Here is an 18,614-nt window from a genome sequence, read left to right on the forward strand (position 1 = left end):
CTCTTCCTTCTTTTGCTATTAACCCTTCAATGAAGCCATATCAATAACGAAACGATATTTCACATCGTTTTTTAACAAACGTTCATAAGCTTCATTAATATTTTGCATAGAGATCATCTCTACATCGGGTAACACATTATGCTCTGCGCAAAAATCCAACATTTCTTGTGTTTCTTTGATACCGCCGATTAGTGAACCAGCAACACTTTTGCGTTTGAAAATTAAAAAGCGTGTATCCAAACCTGTTTGTAGTACTTCAACTGCGCCAACGATAACCATAGTGGCATCGCGTTTTAGTAGATTCAGGTAAGGATTAATATCATGTGTTCTGGGGATAGTATTAATAATCAAATCAAAGTGATTGGCAAATCGGGCCATCATATCTGGGTTGGTCGATAAGAGTATTTCCGATGCGCCTAATCGTCTGGCATCTTTTTCTTTATCCGGAGAGGTAGTGATCATTGTGACTTGGGCACCAAGAGCGTGGGCAATTTTAACTGCCATATGTCCTAGTCCTCCCAGGCCAACCACGCCTACTTTATCTCCTTTTTTCACTTGCCAATGGCGCAGAGGAGAATAGGTAGTAATTCCTGCACAGAGCAATGGGGCAACGGCTTTGAGGTCTAGTGATTCAGGCACTCGCAAAATAAAATCTTGATTCACAATGATCTTATCAGAATAACCACCGTAGGTCATGCCGCCAGTCTCCTTTTCCTGACTATTATAAGTTAAGGTGAACCCTGTTTCGCAAAATTGCTCTAATCCTTCTTGGCAGCTAGAACAGGTACGACAGGAGTCTACTAGGCAGCCTACTCCTACTGTATCCCCTTTTTTAAATTTTTTTACTTGGTCGCCAACTTCTACTACTTTACCAACAATTTCGTGTCCAGGAACAACAGGATAAACGCTATTACCCCACTCATTACGTGCTGTATGTAAATCAGAATGACAGATGCCACAGTAAAGAATGTCAATATGTACGTCTTGAGGACCTAGGCTTCGGCGTTCGAAAGAAAATGGTTCGAGTGAACTTTGGGCTGATTGTGCAGCATAACCTTTAGCTTTTATCATGAAACGTTCCTTGTCTATTTATTAATGTTATTAATGGCCAATATTAGTATGTACTTTTGAGCGTTGTAATTCCATTGATGTGGCTATTATTTCCCTACTTGTACTTTAACAGCAAGCAGGGAAGAGAAATTGCATTATTTTTTATAATGACCTGGTGGTAATGACTTTTCTTGTCACCCTGTTTTTCAACCATGATGCCATCCATGATGGTGGTGATGGCCATGGTGATGATGATGGCCATGGTGATGATGATAGCCATGATGGTGGTGATGGCCATGGTGGTGGTGATGGCCATGGTGGTGGTGATAGGCAAATGTTGTGGGGCTTATGAAAATAAATAGGCCTATTAATCCACTATATAGTATTTTTTTCATAAAAACTCCTTTTAAAAGGCTCCCATCTAATTTTAGACCATTTGATTAATTTATGATCGTTTTTATCTGTTGTTATAGGCAGTTATTTTATGGAGGCATCATTATTTTAGCATTAAAAATTAATGACTAATGGGATATGTTGTGCAACAAGACCTTTTTCGCTATATCTGGAGTGAGCATCCATTGAATATGCCATTCATGTTGCTCATTTTGCTCGAGACAAACTATGGTGCCAGGAACAAAGGAAACTAAATTTTTCTTGGTATTGGTTAACAGTTTAGTGACCAGGTTCCCCATGAACGGCATATGTCCTACTAACATGATATTTTGATTTAATTGCTCTAAGATTTTCTCAATAGGCTCAACTGCATCCATGGGGGCAAGACCTTCATGAGCTTCAATCATACCCCCAAACATAAGACTAGAGGATAATATTTCTGCAGTTTGTTTTGCTCGCAATTTACCACTATGCCATAGGTGGTGAACTTCTAAGTTGAGAAAAGAAATGAATTGGCGAAGATTCTCAATTTGTTGCATCCCTTCATTGCTAAGAGGTTGCTCCGGAGCGACTGTTTTTTCTACACAGGGTCCATGTTGTACTAAATATACTTTCATCGAAGCTCCTTTTCTTTTTTCGAAGATTGATGCAAAACGCTTATATTCATATTAAATTTTGCTTCAATTTATCAGTTCTGTCCTAGCTAATCTTAGCATAAACCTGAGTAATTATTATCCTGAGGATCCCTTATTTGCTATTAGCTGCCTTTTTTAATGCACGTTCACGTTTACGGTTAAATGTACCTTGTGTTATTTCTCTCTTGGGAAATTGAGCATGTTCAGAGTTTTCTGGATTAAATCTTATATAACTTCCGTTAGAGTCGTATTTGCCAATTAAGACGGTTAGTAACTTATTGGCATACTTCTTCCTTCGATCCACGACAGACTTTAACGCGTTTTTAGGTGCGTTCGATTTTACTGGCTTCATAGGGCTCTCACTAGAGTATTTAAAAATAGCAGGCAAGAGACAGATAATGCATAGAAAGCGCAAATAGGTAACAGTTTATTTCGCTGAACTAAAGCATAATGAGAAAAAGAACTGACAAAGTCAATTACACTTTTTTCATCTGTTTTTTACCTCAGCGACAAACCCGCTTACTAATTAAGACTAGGAAGATACCAGTTTTCCTTTCATCCTTAAGGAAAAGATAGGTCGCTTTAGCTAAATAAATATCGATTAGCTATGGACTTATATGTTACAGTGAGATATATTTTTGCGCAATACCGCGATGCCTAATTATTGTTGCCATATGGTAAATATTCGTACAAAAAAAAGACTGTTCGCTGAATATTATTGGTTATTAAATTATTATTAATAAGGCTAAATGATAAAATATGTCACTTGTTAATAAAATCTTAATGTTTTTTTTTTATACTATATGCAGCTTATTTCACAATCAACAGAGTCTTAGTTGTAACTTAGAAGGATAATACTATGCCAGTGTTAAGAGAAATGTATCAATATAATCCTCATCATCACGTTAAAATATGGTTGAGCAACAAGCCTGCTGTTTTTATGAACACAGAAAACAAGATGCGCTTGATCGAGATGCGCGAGCTCAATCCTAAGGATGTTATTCATCTTGTTTATGATTCTTCACTGCTGAATACAAAAGCTCTTGATGAACTTGCTGCTTTTTGTAAAGAGCATGCAATTACTCCTGTTGATGCTAATTCATTTGAACATGAGATTATTTCCGAAAAAGAAAAGAAATTATTTAAATTTTATAAAGATGAAATAAATAACTTAAATGATGGCGGTAATTTAGCCGTAGCCAGTGATATTCTACGTTGGCTCTATCCAGTATATAGCAAAGGAGGGTATACAGATTTTGATGTTCCAGTAGATACCTCTGCTCTTCCAGAAACTGTTAACGTTCATACTCCATTATTATTGAATATCGGTAGTTTACGGACACGTAATAAAGACGTCATTCTTTCCAATAATGACTACATTGCAGTGGTTGATCCTGAAGCAGCAAAAGAAGAGATTGAAAAGGTGCAAGAGGGAGTAATCAGTGTATTACAACAATATGATAATGATTTTATTGAAAAAACTATAGAGGAATTTGGTCGAGACAGCTTCATCAACCAATACCTTATTCAGTTTATGAAAAATCGTTCAGAATCTATATATATAGCGCGTTCTAAATCTGAATTTCCAGCAATGGGCTCACGTCAATTAAGAAGTCATATTAATCAAATAATGACTAATCCAGAAAAATTTTTAGAGTTTGCGAAAAAGGGCTCTGATGAAACCGATAAAGAAGTGATTTTAAGATTGCGCAAAGAACTGAATGAGCAGCTTGGCTTCTTCAAATGGTTATTCTTTAGAAGTGAATACAATGAAATTAAAAATGCACTTCAACAATCTGATGATGATTTGATTGCTTATTTAATGAAAAAAGAGCGAACTCTTTATTTGAAATCTATCGTTGTTTGTACAACAGGGCCTATAGCTATAGCTAAATTTCTATTTGATGGCTATGTTTTTAACTCTGATAATTTTGATGAAGAGATTGCACCTTATTCTTTTAATAGTTATGGCCTCAAAAGTGCTTTTCAATCGAAAAACACTATTTCCATGAATGAAAGTATCTGGGGAATGATGAATTTCCTTGGATCCGAAGAAGGGGCATTAAATGATTCTTCCTGGTTAGAAACAGGCGCTCAATTGCAGAAGTCTCGTGCGGAGCTTTTAGATGAGCGTAGGAACCAGTTACGTGAGAGCCTTCCTCAGGAGTTTAAAAATTTCAAAAAGAATATAGAAGAGCAGATACAACAACTTGAAGAGAACTCTAAAGGATTTTGGGGCTTGTTTTTTGCAGATAGAAAAAGAGAAAAAATAAAAGCGCTCCAAGCTGTATTAACTTGTTATAACGGGGATTCGTTTGATACTAACAAGTTCAGAGAAGTTTTAAATGATATTCAACCCAATATTGATATGGTTTATGCCGGATGGTTTTCACATAAAACGCAGGATTTGATAGAAGGGCTTAAGGCACTATCTCATCAATCTATCGTGTTCATGTTAACCCAAGAGAGACAAATTGATTTAAAACCTCAAGCTTCGACTGCTAAAGCAGAAGTAGTATCTCAAGAAAATAAAGTGAAACAAGAGAAAGAGCCTTATCATGGGGGAGGTCTTAATTTCTTCCCACAAGCAACTAACTCTGGTAATCCTGAGGAAGTGTTAAGGCCTCAAGTTGGGTTAGCGGTTTAAGTCAAGATGCATTTATAAATGCACCAATACTACTCTTTTGAAACGCTACTGCAGGCCCTTCCTACAGTAGCGTTTCCAATTGAGGGAATAAGAAGTGGAATAATATTCCGATTGCTGCAACCTACTGTGCTACTGGATATGATGGATATATCCACTATAATTTAATAGACCTCTTACATAATCGGCGCGCAGCGCTTTTATTCAAGGATGAGTCCATGAAGAGATTATTATGTGTCATTGGAGCTTTAATTCTTTTAGCATTGACTTCCTTTGCCGAAGCAAAAAAGCAGATTCATAAGCAACAAATAAATAATGGGGCTATGACGCATGAGTTTTCTCAACAAAAGCTGTTTATCTATGTGGATCCCAATAAAATAGCGAAACTTATTCCTCGATTACAAAAAGCGAAATTAATTGATCCTAATCTATCAACAACAGAAATGGAGTTTTATCAGCCCTTATTAGCTGCTTTTGCCTCAATACCCTATGCGGTAATAAACATTAGAACAATTTATGAGAGGCATCCTAGTACAGAAAAAATTTATGTTGCAACCTATTTATTGGGTACGGATCTCTATGGTAACAACAAATCTAGGATTTTTTGTTATTCTTTTGAGTTTGATAATGCCTTATATAAAAAAATAAACTGGAGTAATTTCCATTCAACAAATATCATCAAACTAGCTCCCAATTTTAATGTCTCAGATACTTGTCGTGGTCTAAAAGAAACAGATCCCCTTCATATTTAACAAGTCTTTTGATGTACTAATGGCAATAAAAAAACAACAAATAGGTTGAATTTAATATTCCCTTAATTAATTTTGATTAAAATGTGTGCATTTAACCAACTAATTATAGGGTCGGATAATGAAATTTGAAGGTTCAACACTGGAAGAAAGATATAACACTTTTTGGAACGATGAGGTGGTCAGCTCTTATAAGTTATTGGTAAACGGTGAGCAGTTAGAACGAGACCGTTTTTTTTCTACTCATTATTCGTCGACCCATAGTTTGATAGAAAAATACTGTAATGGAGTAATGACCATAGCGAGTAATTGTGTTCGACAGGCTGCTGGTTATGAGGATCAAGCATATATTGCTAACTATCTTGCAAGCACAAAAGAAAGTGCTATTACTGATCTTAACGAGTTTCTAGAAGAACTAAAAAGAGCCTCTAAAACATCGCCGCTAACAGTAGAGTTAATTAACAATACGAAAGTATCATTAGCGTCTTTAAAACTGGAATCCTCAAACAAAGTAGTTTCAATCTCATCCGAGGAATCTATCTCCGGTGTGGAAAATAGTTCATTACCTGAGCTATCTGTCTCAGATATGCAGGATATGTCATTAGTATTTGATGAAGAATTATTCGCTAGTCTACAAGTCATTGCTGAGTACTTCCCTGAGATGCCTGGTGCGGATTCAGGAGGAGTCCCTATGGATGACGATGCAGTAGAAAAATACCTGGAATATGGTTCTCGATAAAAATTATTTCGTGTCAAAGTAACATCTAGCTTGGTTGCAACCAGGCTAGATCAGCGGAGTAGCCGTTGTTATGAATCAACATCATCTTCGTTGGAAAATAAGGAGGGTTGGTGATACGGCTCCTCAGCTAAATCATGTTGAAAATGAACGCCAATCCCCAGTAAGCGAATTGGTTTAGAATGGCTCAGGCTAATTTTTTGAAATAACTCAAGATAATATTCTAAATTAAGTTGGCCACTTTTAATTTCGGCCGATGCTAATTTAAAATCACTGGTTTTTACTTTAATGAACTGATTTTTTATTAGCAAATCAGCAGCATATTCCTGTATCCGGATGATTAATGTTTCATAAAGTTGACGAATTATGTTGATCGCTTCTTGGGGATCAACAATATCAGATTGTAGTGTACGTTCTACGCTTAATGATTTACGTAATCTATGGGGCTGAATTGCTCGGTTATCAATACCTCTGGATTGGTAATACAATTGTTGTCCTAGTTTTCCGAAGTGTTTTATTAAAAACTCCAGAGAGTATTGATACAAATCATTACAGGTAAAAATATTTAATTGATTTAATTTTAACGTGGTGACTTTACCGACACCGAATAGCTTATTAATAGGAAGAGCTTTAACAAATTCACTGACTTGTGCTGGGGTGATGACGAATAGCCCATTAGGTTTTTTCCATGCGCTAGCAATTTTTGCTAAGAATTTATTGGGGGCAACACCAGCTGAAGCAGTCAATTGGTGCTCGGTAAAAATTTTTTTTTGAATTGCTTGAGCCATGAGGGTAGCGCTGCCTTGACAATGGGGCGAGTTAGTCACGTCAAGAAAAGCTTCATCTAATGCTAGTGGTTCCACTAAGTCAGTAAATTGGTGAAAAATATTCTTTATTGATAAAGAAACTTCTCTATATTTAGACATATTGACCGGTAGTACTATTAAACTAGGACAAAGACGATAGGCCTTTGCGGTGGGCATGGCGGAATGGATACCAAATTGACGTGCAATGTAATTACAAGTACATAAGACACCGCGTTGATTTGCTGAACCGCCAACGGCAACAGGTTTATTGTTTAGTAGTGGATTGTCTCTAATTTCAATAGCAGCGTAAAAACAATCCATGTCGATGTGGATTATCTTACGTGGTGTTGTGATGTTATTGTCTTGTTGAATAGACATAATCAGTGCGTTGATAGATAACTAGAGACTAAAATAGAATTAGGATGATATGCTCATCTTTAAAATTTAACTAGGCTATGTTGTTAAATTATTTAATTATTGAATGATTCATTTTGCATAAGGAATTGCGTCATGGCAAAAAAGAAAAGCATCAGTAGTAACTCTTCCTCTGCTGAATCGAACAATGAAGGGGCTGCTTGCCCAATTAGAGTAAAAAAGCAGAAAGAGATCAATCTAGCGGTTCAAGGTGGAGGCGCTCACGGTGCTTTTGCTTGGGGAGTCATTGATCGCCTTTTAGAGGATGATAGAATTAGCATCGAGGGTATTAGTGGTACCAGTGCTGGCTCATTAAATGCTGCAGTTTTAGCTTATGGCTTATTGGAAGGAAGTGAGAGAGCCCGGGAGAGGCTGGAAAATTTTTGGTGGGATATTGCCCAAGCGGGCGTACTTTATAACCCCTGTAAACAATTTCCCTGGGAAACATTCTGGTATGGTGAACACCATATGGATCAATGTTTGGGATATCAGTATTTTCAAACTTTAACGCGATGGTTTTCTCCTTATCAGCTTAATCCACATGATTTTAATCCCTTAAAAGACGTGTTATTGAAGCATGTTGATTTTTCTAGGCTGCAACAATGCCAAGTGACTAAACTTTTTCTTTCAGCAACGAATGTGCGCACAGGCCAGGTCCGAGTTTTTCATACTGATGAGATTACTTCTGATGTGGTTCTCGCCTCTGCATGCCTCCCCTATATTTTCAAAGCTGTCGAGATAGATGGTGAGTATTATTGGGATGGGGGATATACTGGTAATCCCGCATTATTTCCATTCTTCTACTATGTAGAAAATCCAGACATTATGATCATTCATGTGAATCCTATAGAGCGACCATCTCCGCCAACGCAACCATCTGATATCTTCAACCGCATTAACGAAATTTCCTTTAACTCCGCTCTTCTAAGAGAATTTCGTTCTATCGCCTTTGTTCATAAGCTCATAGATGAAGATTGGTTGAAAGATGAGTATAAAAATAAATTGAAATACGTTTTTGTTCACTCAATAAGTGCTGATACGGCATTACAGGATCTGTCTACTGCAAGTAAGCTATCTAGTGATTGGAATTTTTTATTAAGATTACGTAACAGGGGAATGGCAAAAGCCAGCGAATGGTTAGCTCGTAATTATGACCATATTGGGGTGAAATCTACATTAGATTTGCGCTACGAATTAACTTCTGATAAGCGAAAAAAATCAGCTTTATCTAGTAACGAAAAAACAGAGTAGGCTTATTTTTAAACTTAAGGGCTATAAAATTCCCTATATGATTGATTATAAAAATTAAAATTCAATTTTTAATAAAATTGTATGAATCAAACAAGATATGGGCAATATTTGACATTTTTGGAAAAAAATTTAAAATGTGCTTCTACAACAATCCAACTATTCGCAAGATATCACCCAATGGTAAAAAAAGATAAGAAACAAATCTCAAAAGGTTCGACTACGCAAAATGTTTTTGCATTGGTAAAGGACTATTTTATTAATTCAGATGAAAAGCTCGTTGCTTGGTTGCATGTCATAGGAATAACACTTTGTGTGGTAAGTCTTGTAGCCTTAATGACTCTTTTGGGTTGGTGGTCAGCCGGTTTTTGGGCGGCACTTGCTGCAAAAGAATTAACGGCATTTCTTATCTGTATGGGGCAATTTGCCTTAATGCTTGGGGCTTGCGTTGGTGTTTATGTTTTAAAAAGTTATCTTATTGGCCAGCTTTCTATACTATGGCGCAATTGGTTGACCAATAAAACTCTTGACAAACTATTTAATGGTGAAAATAACTACCTGGATTTAAAACGTTTTTCGTCTCAAATTGATAATATTTCACAGCGTATTCAAGAAGATATTAAGTCTTTTGTAGAGCTCACCTTGTCTTTAAGCTTTGATTTTTTGAACTCTGTTCTTACCTTAGGTGCTTTTGTTGGCACTTTATGGGTTGTGGGTGGTGCTTTGTCATTTGTGCTTTTCGGGGTCAATATCGTCATTCCCGGGTATTTAGTTTGGGCCGCACTCCTTACTGCCGTACTTGCCACGGTCGCAACTCATTATATAGGAAAATCACTAGCTGAAACTAATAAGCAAGAAGAACAGGCTGAAGCTGACTTGAGGCAGGACTTAGACATACTCAACAATGATGCAGAAAACATTGCGCAAGAACAGGGAGAAAAGTATTACAAAAGAGAGTTGGTGACCAGAGTTCAAGATATTAAGGATATTGCTAGCCTAAAATTGTACATCCAAACAAAGCTTGTCGCGTTTCAAAATTTTTATATGCAGATTTATGAGATTTTACCTAATTTACTCGCCGCACCGCTCTATTTTTCTGGGCTTATTGAATTAGCTCAGCTCATGCAAGTGGGGATGGCATTTGGCCAGGTGAGTTCTTCTTTTAGTTGGTTTGCTGACACTTATGAAAACCTTGCTACCTATGAGACTAATGTAGAGCGTATTACGGAGTTGAATTATGCACTGGAGCCCGATGGCTTAACATCTAACTCCAAATCTATTGTGGTCAAGCAAAAGAATAAAGAGACGTTGAATATCAAACATCTGGATATTATGCAACCACAGGCATCCAGTACCCAATATATTATGCGTAATTTGAATTTAAAATTTAAACCAGGGGAACACGTTTTAATTAAAGGCCCATCTGGCTTAGGTAAGAGTACGTTGTTTAAAGCAATTGCCGGAACTTGGAAATATGGCGAAGGTAAAATTAGCGTACCTGAGGGGAAGAGTCTGTATTTTTTACCGCAAAAGCCAACTTTGCCGCACGATACTCTAGCTGCTATTTTAGCTTATCCTGACTCAGCTGAAACTTATACCGAAGAGCAATATATTGCTGTATTGAAAGCGATTGGAGGCATGGACGAATTTATTGCTAAATTACATGAGAAACGTCCTTGGTCAAAAGAGTTGTCAGGGGGGCAACAGCAACGTATTTCTTTTGCCAGAGCTTTATTGAAAAAACCAGATTGGCTTTTCTTAGACGAAGCAACCGCCTCACTGGATGAAGAAAGCGAGCATCGTGTTTATAGTTTGGTAAAAGAATTAAAGAACACGACCATTGTTAGTATTGCTCATAGACAAACTGTCGAAAAATATCATGGTAGGGTGGTGAACTTTAGAGTCAATGCTGCTAAAGAAGTCGAAGTACAAGAACAAGAGCTTCGAACTGCCAGCGTGGGGATGTAGGATCTTTATCCTGGGTGGCGCATCGTGCAAGAACCTTTTCTAATTAATGCCAGCAACTAATGTGTTGAGTTTGGCCTATTCGCATCGCCGACGAAAGTCGGCATCCATCAAATGTTCAATATCCAATGGATACCGGCTTTCGCCGGTAATTCGTCTGAAAGAAGATCTTGTTTCAAACTCGCTGTGGCGAGGAACATATGAGAGGGCACGGAGCGTAGTAGGTCGAATTGCCCGACAAAAGATATTGGGTTAAGCAGGAGCCTCATGTTAGACCAAGAGGTCAACCTATGTTTGCTTGACTCAACAATCTTGATTGGGTAAAAATGATCCGTAATCGTCATGTTAAGGTCTTTTACTTTTACCTTAACTTAATGGCAATGGAGGGCATTAGAACGATATTGGACCAATAGTCAAAATGCCCTAATCTACTTACAAATGAGGGATTATGAGCATTTACCATCATCTTAATAGAGTCAATTTAGGTTTTTTCCCCACGCCACTCGTTTTTTTAAAAAATTTAACCGCCCACTTAAATGGTCCTCAGATTTATATGAAAAGAGATGACTGTACTGGACTTGCTACTGGTGGTAATAAAACAAGAAAACTGGAGTTTTTGCTTGCGCAGGCACTAGAGCAACAGTGTGACACTTTGCTCACAGCGGGAGGAATGCAATCGAATCATGTGCGTCAGACTGCGGCTGCTGCGGCACAGTTTGGTTTAAAATGCGTGGCGGTGGTTAATGAGTCACGTTATAGAGAGGATGTGTTATACAAAAATAATGGAAATATTGTTCTTGATCGTATTTTTGGCGCCACGTTACATATTATGCCCAAAGAGACCAATGTCGAAGAGGAAATGGATAGGGTTTATAGGGATCTAAAAAAGGAAGGGGCTAAACCTTATTTAATTCCGTTAGGTGGGTCTAGTGAAATTGGTGCAATGGGCTATGTTGCTGCAGCAGAAGAAACCTACCAGCAATGCAAAGACAACCAGATTGATGCAACCCATCTTATTTGTGCTGTAGGAACCGGGGGGACTCAATCAGGGTTGGTCATTGGTAAACACCTCAACGATTGGGATGTGGCTGTTCAAGGATTTAGCGTAGGCGTTAAAAATCCCGTAGAAAAAATACGGGTATCTCAAGTTCTTGATTCCACGTGTAGATTGCTAAATATTAATCCAGACCAATTAGCAGATTCTTACGAAATTGATGAGGATTACATTGGCATTGGCTACGGACAAACGACGCCTGAATCTCTTGCTGCTATTAAACTGGTAGCACAAACCGAAGGAATTTTATTAGATCCTGTTTATACAGGTAAAGCAATGGCGGGATTGATTGATTACATTATGAAAGGCCGATTTAAAAAGAGTGATGTGATTGTCTTTTTTCATACTGGTGGCACGGCTGCTTTGGCCGCTTATGCCAATGAGTTTTAATTCAAGCCTAGCAATCCTCTGGATGACAAGGTCGGGCAATATGTAGCCCGGCCGGTGATGAGGTGAAAGGATTAAGGCTTCTCTGCAAGCGCTTTTTCTATGCTTTTAATCAATCGTGATGAGCTCGGAGAGGTAAAGGAATAGAAATAAGTAATGAGCTTTCCATTTTGATCGATTAAATATTTATGAAAATTCCATTTTGGTGCGCTGCCAAATCCTAATTTCTTCTTGGCCCAAAGATAAAAGGGATGAGCCGTTTTTCCCAAAACGACTTCTTTAGAGGTCATTGGGAATGAAACACCATAGTTTATTTGGCAAAAATTTGTAATTTCTTCCTCACTACCGGGCTCTTGTCCTCCGAAGTCATTGGAAGGCACCCCTAATATAACCAGGCCTTTATCTTTATACTGCTCATAGAGTTTTTCTAAACCAACATACTGGGGGGTAAATCCACATTTAGAAGCGGTATTCACTATGAGTAGAACTTTGCCACGAAAAGAGTTAAGAGGTAAGGGTTTATGCCCCGCTAAAGTATGGAATGAGTAGTCATAGGCATTATCCCGTAACGTGACCGTGTTATCAGGTGATTCTGTAATAGCCATTTTATATGTCCTAATAAAAGAAAACAAAGTTAGAAATGTGCAATAACATCCATAGCTCCTAATACAGTATGACGCTTGTTGGGCGAAATTCCAGCATTAGCATTTCCGTTAAATGCATTGGTATCCAGCGCATAATCGTAGTCAACTTCAGGGCGGATCTCAATTTGTGGTGAGAGCCAATGTTGCCAGCCTAGTCCAAAATTGAGGTAGCGAGTTTTTACACCAGTACGTTGCCCTACTTGATCATCGTAAAATTCAGGCCTAAATGAAATATTATCTAATGGTGAGAATTGATAATTGATATAGGCTACAGTGCCAATAGTTGTTGCGGTGCAAGTAAGCGCTAATGGATTACTGCATTGAGCGCCATTGGGCGCATTAAACGGTATATGCTGTGGCGAAAAGGGCGTCCCTCCGTTTGCAATGGCTGCTGTTGCAATGGGATTGTTGATGTTAGCTACATTGTTTTGGTGTAGGGAATAGATTTCATAAGAAATATGCCAGCGATCATTAAATTTATGATAGAAGGTAAATCCATACCATTGCAGATTATTGTAACCCCAGGCACCGTTATTAATGCCATTCATGCAAGGATAAAAGGTATCTTTACCATCATTCCAAGTAAAACGAGCGCAGGCAAGAACTGAGGCTTGAGCGCCAGGATCTTTTAAGAAGGTTGCTCCTGGATACAATGGATTGGGATCGGGATTATTTATTTTCTTGCCTATATTCCAAACAGTCGTTTCTGTTCCTCCGACCAGACCAAGTTGAAGGATAACGTTCTTCGTGACCGCTAAACTGGCCACTAGACCTTCATTGGTATAGTTGTCGAAACTGTAGGTCATAGAGTGCGAATACATATAATTATTGGGGGCGAGCTGAGCTTCTATATCTGGGATAGATATAAAACGACCAAGACGAAGAACTAGACCTTCGGCAACATTAGGGAGGTACAATTCACCATACATCATAGGGAAGTCATAGCCGTTGACGTTATTCTCCTGCAAAAGCTGATAACTGGCTATGCCATACGAAGTAGTGTAACGGTAGTTTTCTCCATAAATTGTTGAAAAGCGAAATCCCCAATCGATATGACTGGTCTGCACGGTATCGGGAACACGCTCTATGTAGATCACGGCTTGATCCAGTTGCCCGGTATTAGGCGTATACATGTAAGCCATAGGCGCGTTGCCTCCCGGCGATACGGTATTGCTACTGAAGTTTCCCCCGCCATTGACCCAGCCGTATACCTGGATATGTTTTTTTTCCAGCCATTGACCCGTAGTGGTATTAGCAATGCCTACCATCAGAGGACTATCTACTGAGTTAGGTCGACTGACTCCTATTGATGTAGTTGCTCCGTAAGGCCATTCGGTAAATGGCATCGGTGGGGTGGATTGAGGCGTAGCTGGCCAGCCTGGTCTATGCGATGGGGGAGCATGGGGATCAGCGGGAGCTGTTGCATGTCCCATTTCCAATTTGTAATAACGTAAGAAACGAGTGATAAAGTCATTCCCTAAATACTCATCCAAACAGTTATAATCAGTATACGGATCACATGTTGCGGTGTTCTCTTTAGCCCAAGAGGGGAGAGTAACTATGCTTGAGGCCAGATAGCATAATATTGCACTAATAATGAGTTTTTTCAAAATCAATCCCTTGCAAAAGCGCTTACTGTAGCCGGTTTTTAATAAAAAGACTAGGACATCATTGTCGACTGGCTCAGGGGCTTATGTATCGATTCGTTTTATTGGGCTAGCTTGATATTTGAATCGGTAGATGGAGATTCTTGATTACGCTGGCGCTGCATCAACGCTACGTCTTTGGTGCTCAAACCGAGTATTGCTTATCTAATTGCATGAAGAATGGCTGCAAAATAGTGGGGTTGTTCAGGTCTGGGATACCACGCTAATGAGCTGTGGCTAAGATAGGCTTTATTCTCATTGATAACATGTAGTTCCCCTGATTGGATATAGCGCTCCGCGAACTCTTGTGAGAGTACGCCATAACCTAGTTCGGCAATAAATAATTGTGCGATACTTTCTGTATTATTGACGAAATGGCGTTCAGGTTGAATCGCGTGTAATAAATCATATTTTTTTAAATAGGAAAAAGTCATCTGATCTTCTTGATCAAAATCAATTATTTTCTCATTTGAGATAATATCGAGCAGAGTGCGGTGCTTCCATTTTGAAGAGCAAACTAATAAATAATGTTCTGGTAATAAAGGTTTGCTGTCCATTTCAGGAGTAATTTGTTCTGGACGTAGAATCGCTACATCGAATGCTCCTGATTTCAATTGATGGCTGATATCAAAACCATCATCAATTAAAAAGGATAAATGTAATTTAGGAAGCTCGTTCATTACCGCTTGGCAATGTGGAATCACTCGTGAGCGCATCATACTGGTTGGGCCAGCGATTTTTATACGTATATTGGATACAACCCCGGCTCCTTGAATGCTTGCAAGCACGGTTCCTCCCATTTCGCTTACTTGTTGGCAATAACGATGTAATTGTTCTCCCTCCGGAGTTAATAACATTCCTGTGCGACTGCGTATGAATAAGGTGGTATTCATCTTTTTTTCCAAAAGCCGTAGACGTTGCGTTACTGCTGTTTGGGTTAAAAAAAGTGATTCTGCTGCGGCATGAACAGTTCCCTCTTTAACGATCACTTCAAATGCTAATAATTGCGGTGAGTTTAGTCACTTGTGTCTGGACTTGATGGTGCAAAAAATTGTTACTCAATTTTCGGGATTAAAATATCTTTACTTCTCAGTCGATCTCGATGGCCTAAACCCTTCATGCGCTCCTGGCGTGGAAAGCCCTTATCCTGGGGGACCGGATATAAATCAAGTGATTTATTTAATTCACAAACTAAAAGAACATTTTGTTTATGTTGGCATGGATATTAGTGAGCTCATACCCAAACTTGATCCCAATCATGTTACTGCTTTATCCGCCGCACGGATTCTGAAAGAATTTTATGGTAGTTCCATTTAAGAAATCAGTTCTATGTAGAATAATTTCAGCATGAAGTGGCTCCAGTTATGGATACCGCGGTCGATGCCGCGGTAATTCGGCCTTAGAGCGCTATTTCTTCCTTAACGTGACGGCTATTGCAAATGTGGGCACTTATGCAATCATAAAACTTTACCAATCTCAATGTCTCGTGGATCACTGCCGTGATCATCGGGATCATTGAATGCCATTTTAACGTACTGATGGTGTAAGTAAAAAGGATAGGCCTCCGGGGAGGATTGGATTTGTAGCTTAAGTATATTCGTTGCTTTTAACCATCGTTCTATAAAGCTTAATAAATAACGACCCATCCCTTGATTACGTAGAAAGTCTTCAATGACAATAATTCTCAGTGCTGCTCTTTGGTCAGGCCACAACTGAATGTGAGCATAACCTACTATCAGCGTTCCACGGTAAAGAACAAAATGTATGTGATCTGGGTGATCAAATGTCCAGGTATAAGGATCGGCTATAGGCACTTTATCAAAGAAATATTTCTGGCGGAAATGACGAGTGGCTTGCCATTCGCGCTCTGTTAAAGTGCAGACTATACGAAGTTTATCAAAACCAGTTTTCGTATCTATATTGGTAATGAATTCATCCTTACCTAAACAATAAGCGTTAATATCATTAGGAAATTGTTCGGCTAACGCTATTTTAAGTGTTGCATAGGCGTCACGGTCTTGCTGATGAGCTTTCATCCAATCACGAAAGAGAAGATGGCGCTCAATTTCTGAATTACCTTTGGCAAACACATGAACATTATGCGTCCTATCGGTATGGCCTTTTTGAAAATAACGGCGAAAAGGAATTCCGTATTCTCCTTTGGCAGAATATCCAATTGCTTCCATTGCTTTTATAGCTTGATCGACTGTTAGAACATCATGAACAACAGGAAGAATATCAATAATAGGTTTAGCGCTCAATCCAGGCACAGAGGTTGAGCCTATATGATGAATTTCAATACAGTTAGTGCCTAGTGCTTGTTTGATGCGTTGGGCTTCTTCTGCAAACATCTGTGGCCATAAAGGATTATAAGGAACAACTTCGACCGTCTTTTTCATGATGATTTGTTGGTTATGAACAAAACGAATAGTATTTTATTTTTTACAATTAAGTCAATTCTGGAAGAGATTGTTTTATCCGCCAAAAATCATGCCAAGGCTCTTCTTTTAAATGGCTAAGTCGTTTAAGCACTGTTTTAATGGTATAAGAATTGTCTTCTTTTCGGTTGCTTAATTCATTCCATGCTAAAGGAATGGCAACAGGCGCATGAATATGTGCTCGTGTAGAATAATTACCTATAGCAGTTGCTGCCCATTGATTACGTAAATAATCGATGAAAATTTTGCCTTGACGTTTCTCTTTACTTATTGTGCTGACGTAGTTATTAGGTTTCTGTTTTTCTAAGAACTGAGCTAAATAATGAGCAAAATTCTTTACTTTTTCCCATTCATGTTCCGGTTTAATTGGAACCACTACATGCAAGCCCTTACCTCCAGTGCTTTTTACGAAGGATTGTAATTGATGGTGTTCTAATTGCTCTTTCACATCAAAAGCAGCAGCAACTACCTTTTCCCAGGTTACAAGAGGAGCTGGATCTAAATCAAAAATGATCCTATCAGGCTTGTCTAAATGAGGAATACGGCTGCCCCACGGATGAATTTCTAGCACTCCCATTTGTATTAAGCTTAATAAGCCCGCTTTATCATTTAGATAAATATATTGTTCTGCTGAGTCATCATGCTTAATTTGAATGGCGTGCAGGGCTTTAGGAGTCGATTCATTATAATGGCGCTGGTAAAAACATTGGGAATAGAGGTCGGGACAACGTACTAAAGTTAACGGACGCTGTGACAGATAAGGTAAGATGTAGTCGCTGATAGTGTCATAGTAATTAAATAGATCCTTCTTGGTGATCTGATCTTCTGGATAAAGAACTTTTAATGGATTTTTTATTTTCCCTTCGAGCTCTGGCGTTTTATTAAAATCTCGTTTTTGGGGATAGTGTTTTGAAGTCATCTTCATGTACCTTATGAAGTTTATTATGCGGCTACAACCTTGACTCAATAACACCAGAGTCTAATTTAAAGTCAGCTTCGGATAATAAAAAAACAATGTATTGAAAATATTGAATAATAATTGAGACGTATACATTTCTTATCCAAAACTGACGTTAATTTAATCATAAACCATTTTTAGCTTAATGCAGGAAATTAATGGGGTTGAATGTTTTTCTCATCTTTATCTTCTGCAGAGGTATTGGACTGAGACATAAATGAAAACGTCGAATACTCTTTTTGACTAGAAGGAATAATGTGGCTTACTTCAGTTATGATATTTAAGTCTTTATGCCTTAATTTTTCGGGTAATTCAGCTACCGCAAAGAGATTAGCTAAAATTAATCCTAGCATTCTGCTGTAGTGATGGGAGTTTGAAGAGCAATTAACATCTTCTAAAAAGGAGCGCTCCTTATTCAGAAAGGAGGGAGTATGGTGACTTTTAGCTTTTTTATAATCCTCTTTTAATAGTTCAATAAGTTGTATTATTTTTTCTTCGTTAGGAACGCTATTTACCATTATATGTTCTACTTTGGCAACCAATACATCAATGTCATTTCGGTGTTTTCCTTTAAGCACTCCTTCGAGTGATTTATAAGCCTCTTTCATTCGATGTATATCCGTTACAATTCGCTCTAATTCAGTTTTTAGTTTAGGCTCTCTATCCACGTTATTTAGGTTCGCTTTTTGAGCATGGGAGCGCTCTATAAATTGTTGTCTGCGAGTTTTGGAGGGCGCTACTAAATTGGGCTGTAATTCCAATTCTTTGGATTCCTCAGGAGAGAGCTGTATTTTTTTATCTAATTTGAATCTCAGATAATCGACTTGATCTTTGATGATGCTTTTAA

General features: G+C 38.3%; 18 protein-coding genes and 1 pseudogene. 8 read left to right on the forward strand and 11 right to left on the reverse strand.

Annotation, left to right across the window (positions count from 1 at the left end; translation table 11 throughout):
- Positions 1-18 precede the first annotated feature (18 nt).
- Positions 19-1,071 (reverse strand): NAD(P)-dependent alcohol dehydrogenase, encoded by a 1,053-nt coding sequence (locus tag LFA_RS02810; RefSeq protein ID WP_045094830.1) that lies wholly within the window; start codon positions 1,069-1,071, stop codon positions 19-21.
- A 160-nt stretch (positions 1,072-1,231) separates the two neighbouring features.
- Here LFA_RS02810 and LFA_RS20015 point away from each other — a divergent pair, with 160 nt between their 5' ends.
- Positions 1,232-1,402: a hypothetical protein gene (locus LFA_RS20015; protein WP_172653438.1), complete on the forward strand. Its 171-nt coding sequence runs from the start codon at positions 1,232-1,234 to the stop codon at positions 1,400-1,402.
- A gap of 169 nt (positions 1,403-1,571) precedes the next feature.
- On the opposite strand, the gene sixA is transcribed toward LFA_RS20015, so the two are convergent.
- Complete coding sequence (gene sixA / locus LFA_RS02815) at positions 1,572-2,060, reverse strand: phosphohistidine phosphatase SixA (RefSeq protein WP_045094831.1); 489 nt, start codon at positions 2,058-2,060, stop codon at positions 1,572-1,574.
- A gap of 130 nt (positions 2,061-2,190) precedes the next feature.
- Complete coding sequence (locus LFA_RS02820; protein WP_045094832.1) at positions 2,191-2,430, reverse strand: hypothetical protein; 240 nt, start codon at positions 2,428-2,430, stop codon at positions 2,191-2,193.
- A gap of 507 nt (positions 2,431-2,937) precedes the next feature.
- Here LFA_RS02820 and LFA_RS02825 point away from each other — a divergent pair.
- From LFA_RS02825 to LFA_RS02835, 3 genes are all read left to right on the forward strand, one after another.
- Positions 2,938-4,725 carry a glycosyltransferase family 88 protein gene (locus LFA_RS02825; protein ID WP_231865891.1) on the forward strand — a complete coding sequence of 596 codons (1,788 nt, stop codon included), beginning with the start codon at positions 2,938-2,940 and terminating at the stop codon, positions 4,723-4,725.
- Positions 4,726-4,940: 215 nt separating this feature from the next.
- A complete protein-coding gene (locus tag LFA_RS02830; protein WP_045094833.1) occupies positions 4,941-5,474 on the forward strand; it encodes a hypothetical protein in 534 nt (177 codons plus the stop codon).
- Between the two features lie 118 nt (positions 5,475-5,592).
- Complete coding sequence (locus LFA_RS02835) at positions 5,593-6,210, forward strand: hypothetical protein (RefSeq protein ID WP_045094834.1); 618 nt, start codon at positions 5,593-5,595, stop codon at positions 6,208-6,210.
- A 68-nt stretch (positions 6,211-6,278) separates the two neighbouring features.
- Here the strand turns inward: LFA_RS02835 and dinB are convergent, their stop codons facing one another.
- Positions 6,279-7,367: a DNA polymerase IV gene (gene dinB, locus LFA_RS02840; protein ID WP_407927631.1), complete on the reverse strand. Its 1,089-nt coding sequence runs from the start codon at positions 7,365-7,367 to the stop codon at positions 6,279-6,281.
- A gap of 156 nt (positions 7,368-7,523) precedes the next feature.
- Between dinB and LFA_RS02845 the strand changes: the two genes are divergently transcribed.
- The 3 genes from LFA_RS02845 to LFA_RS02855 all read left to right on the forward strand — a co-directional run bounded on the left by LFA_RS02845 (position 7,524) and on the right by LFA_RS02855 (position 12,084).
- Entirely contained in the window at positions 7,524-8,678 is a 1,155-nt protein-coding gene (locus LFA_RS02845; RefSeq protein ID WP_084602099.1) for a patatin-like phospholipase family protein, read from the forward strand.
- Positions 8,679-8,855: 177 nt separating this feature from the next.
- Positions 8,856-10,643 (forward strand): ABC transporter ATP-binding protein/permease, encoded by a 1,788-nt coding sequence (locus LFA_RS02850; RefSeq protein WP_045094836.1) that lies wholly within the window; start codon positions 8,856-8,858, stop codon positions 10,641-10,643.
- A 445-nt stretch (positions 10,644-11,088) separates the two neighbouring features.
- A complete protein-coding gene (locus LFA_RS02855; RefSeq protein WP_045094837.1) occupies positions 11,089-12,084 on the forward strand; it encodes a D-cysteine desulfhydrase family protein in 996 nt (331 codons plus the stop codon).
- 71 nt (positions 12,085-12,155) lie between these two features.
- Here LFA_RS02855 and LFA_RS02860 read toward each other — a convergent pair whose 3' ends face one another.
- From LFA_RS02860 to LFA_RS20450, 4 genes and pseudogenes are all read right to left on the reverse strand, one after another.
- Complete coding sequence (locus LFA_RS02860) at positions 12,156-12,686, reverse strand: glutathione peroxidase (RefSeq protein ID WP_045094838.1); 531 nt, start codon at positions 12,684-12,686, stop codon at positions 12,156-12,158.
- Between the two features lie 29 nt (positions 12,687-12,715).
- Complete coding sequence (locus LFA_RS02865) at positions 12,716-14,335, reverse strand: outer membrane beta-barrel protein (RefSeq protein WP_045094839.1); 1,620 nt, start codon at positions 14,333-14,335, stop codon at positions 12,716-12,718.
- 197 nt (positions 14,336-14,532) lie between these two features.
- Positions 14,533-15,228, reverse strand: a complete 696-nt coding sequence (locus LFA_RS02870; RefSeq protein WP_331709341.1) for a LysR family transcriptional regulator — start codon at positions 15,226-15,228, stop codon at positions 14,533-14,535.
- Positions 15,217-15,366, reverse strand: a pseudogene (locus LFA_RS20450) (LysR family transcriptional regulator); the annotation flags it as partial. The gene LFA_RS02870 and the pseudogene LFA_RS20450, both read right to left, overlap by 12 nt.
- A 28-nt stretch (positions 15,367-15,394) precedes the next feature.
- On the opposite strand from LFA_RS20450, the gene LFA_RS02875 reads away from it, so the two are divergent.
- Positions 15,395-15,688, forward strand: a complete 294-nt coding sequence (locus tag LFA_RS02875; protein WP_407927628.1) for an arginase family protein — start codon at positions 15,395-15,397, stop codon at positions 15,686-15,688.
- Positions 15,689-15,828: 140 nt separating this feature from the next.
- On the opposite strand, the gene LFA_RS02880 is transcribed toward LFA_RS02875, so the two are convergent.
- The 3 genes from LFA_RS02880 to LFA_RS02890 form a co-directional block, all read right to left on the reverse strand.
- Positions 15,829-16,770 carry a bifunctional GrpB family protein/GNAT family N-acetyltransferase gene (locus LFA_RS02880; RefSeq protein ID WP_045094842.1) on the reverse strand — a complete coding sequence of 314 codons (942 nt, stop codon included), beginning with the start codon at positions 16,768-16,770 and terminating at the stop codon, positions 15,829-15,831.
- Positions 16,771-16,819: 49 nt separating this feature from the next.
- Positions 16,820-17,728 (reverse strand): non-homologous end-joining DNA ligase, encoded by a 909-nt coding sequence (gene ligD / locus LFA_RS02885; protein WP_045094843.1) that lies wholly within the window; start codon positions 17,726-17,728, stop codon positions 16,820-16,822.
- Between the two features lie 194 nt (positions 17,729-17,922).
- Entirely contained in the window at positions 17,923-18,528 is a 606-nt protein-coding gene (locus LFA_RS02890; RefSeq protein ID WP_045094844.1) for a hypothetical protein, read from the reverse strand.
- Between the last annotated feature and the right edge of the window lie 86 nt (positions 18,529-18,614).

It is taken from the genome of Legionella fallonii LLAP-10 (assembly GCF_000953135.1).
Classification (GTDB): domain Bacteria; phylum Pseudomonadota; class Gammaproteobacteria; order Legionellales; family Legionellaceae; genus Legionella; species Legionella fallonii.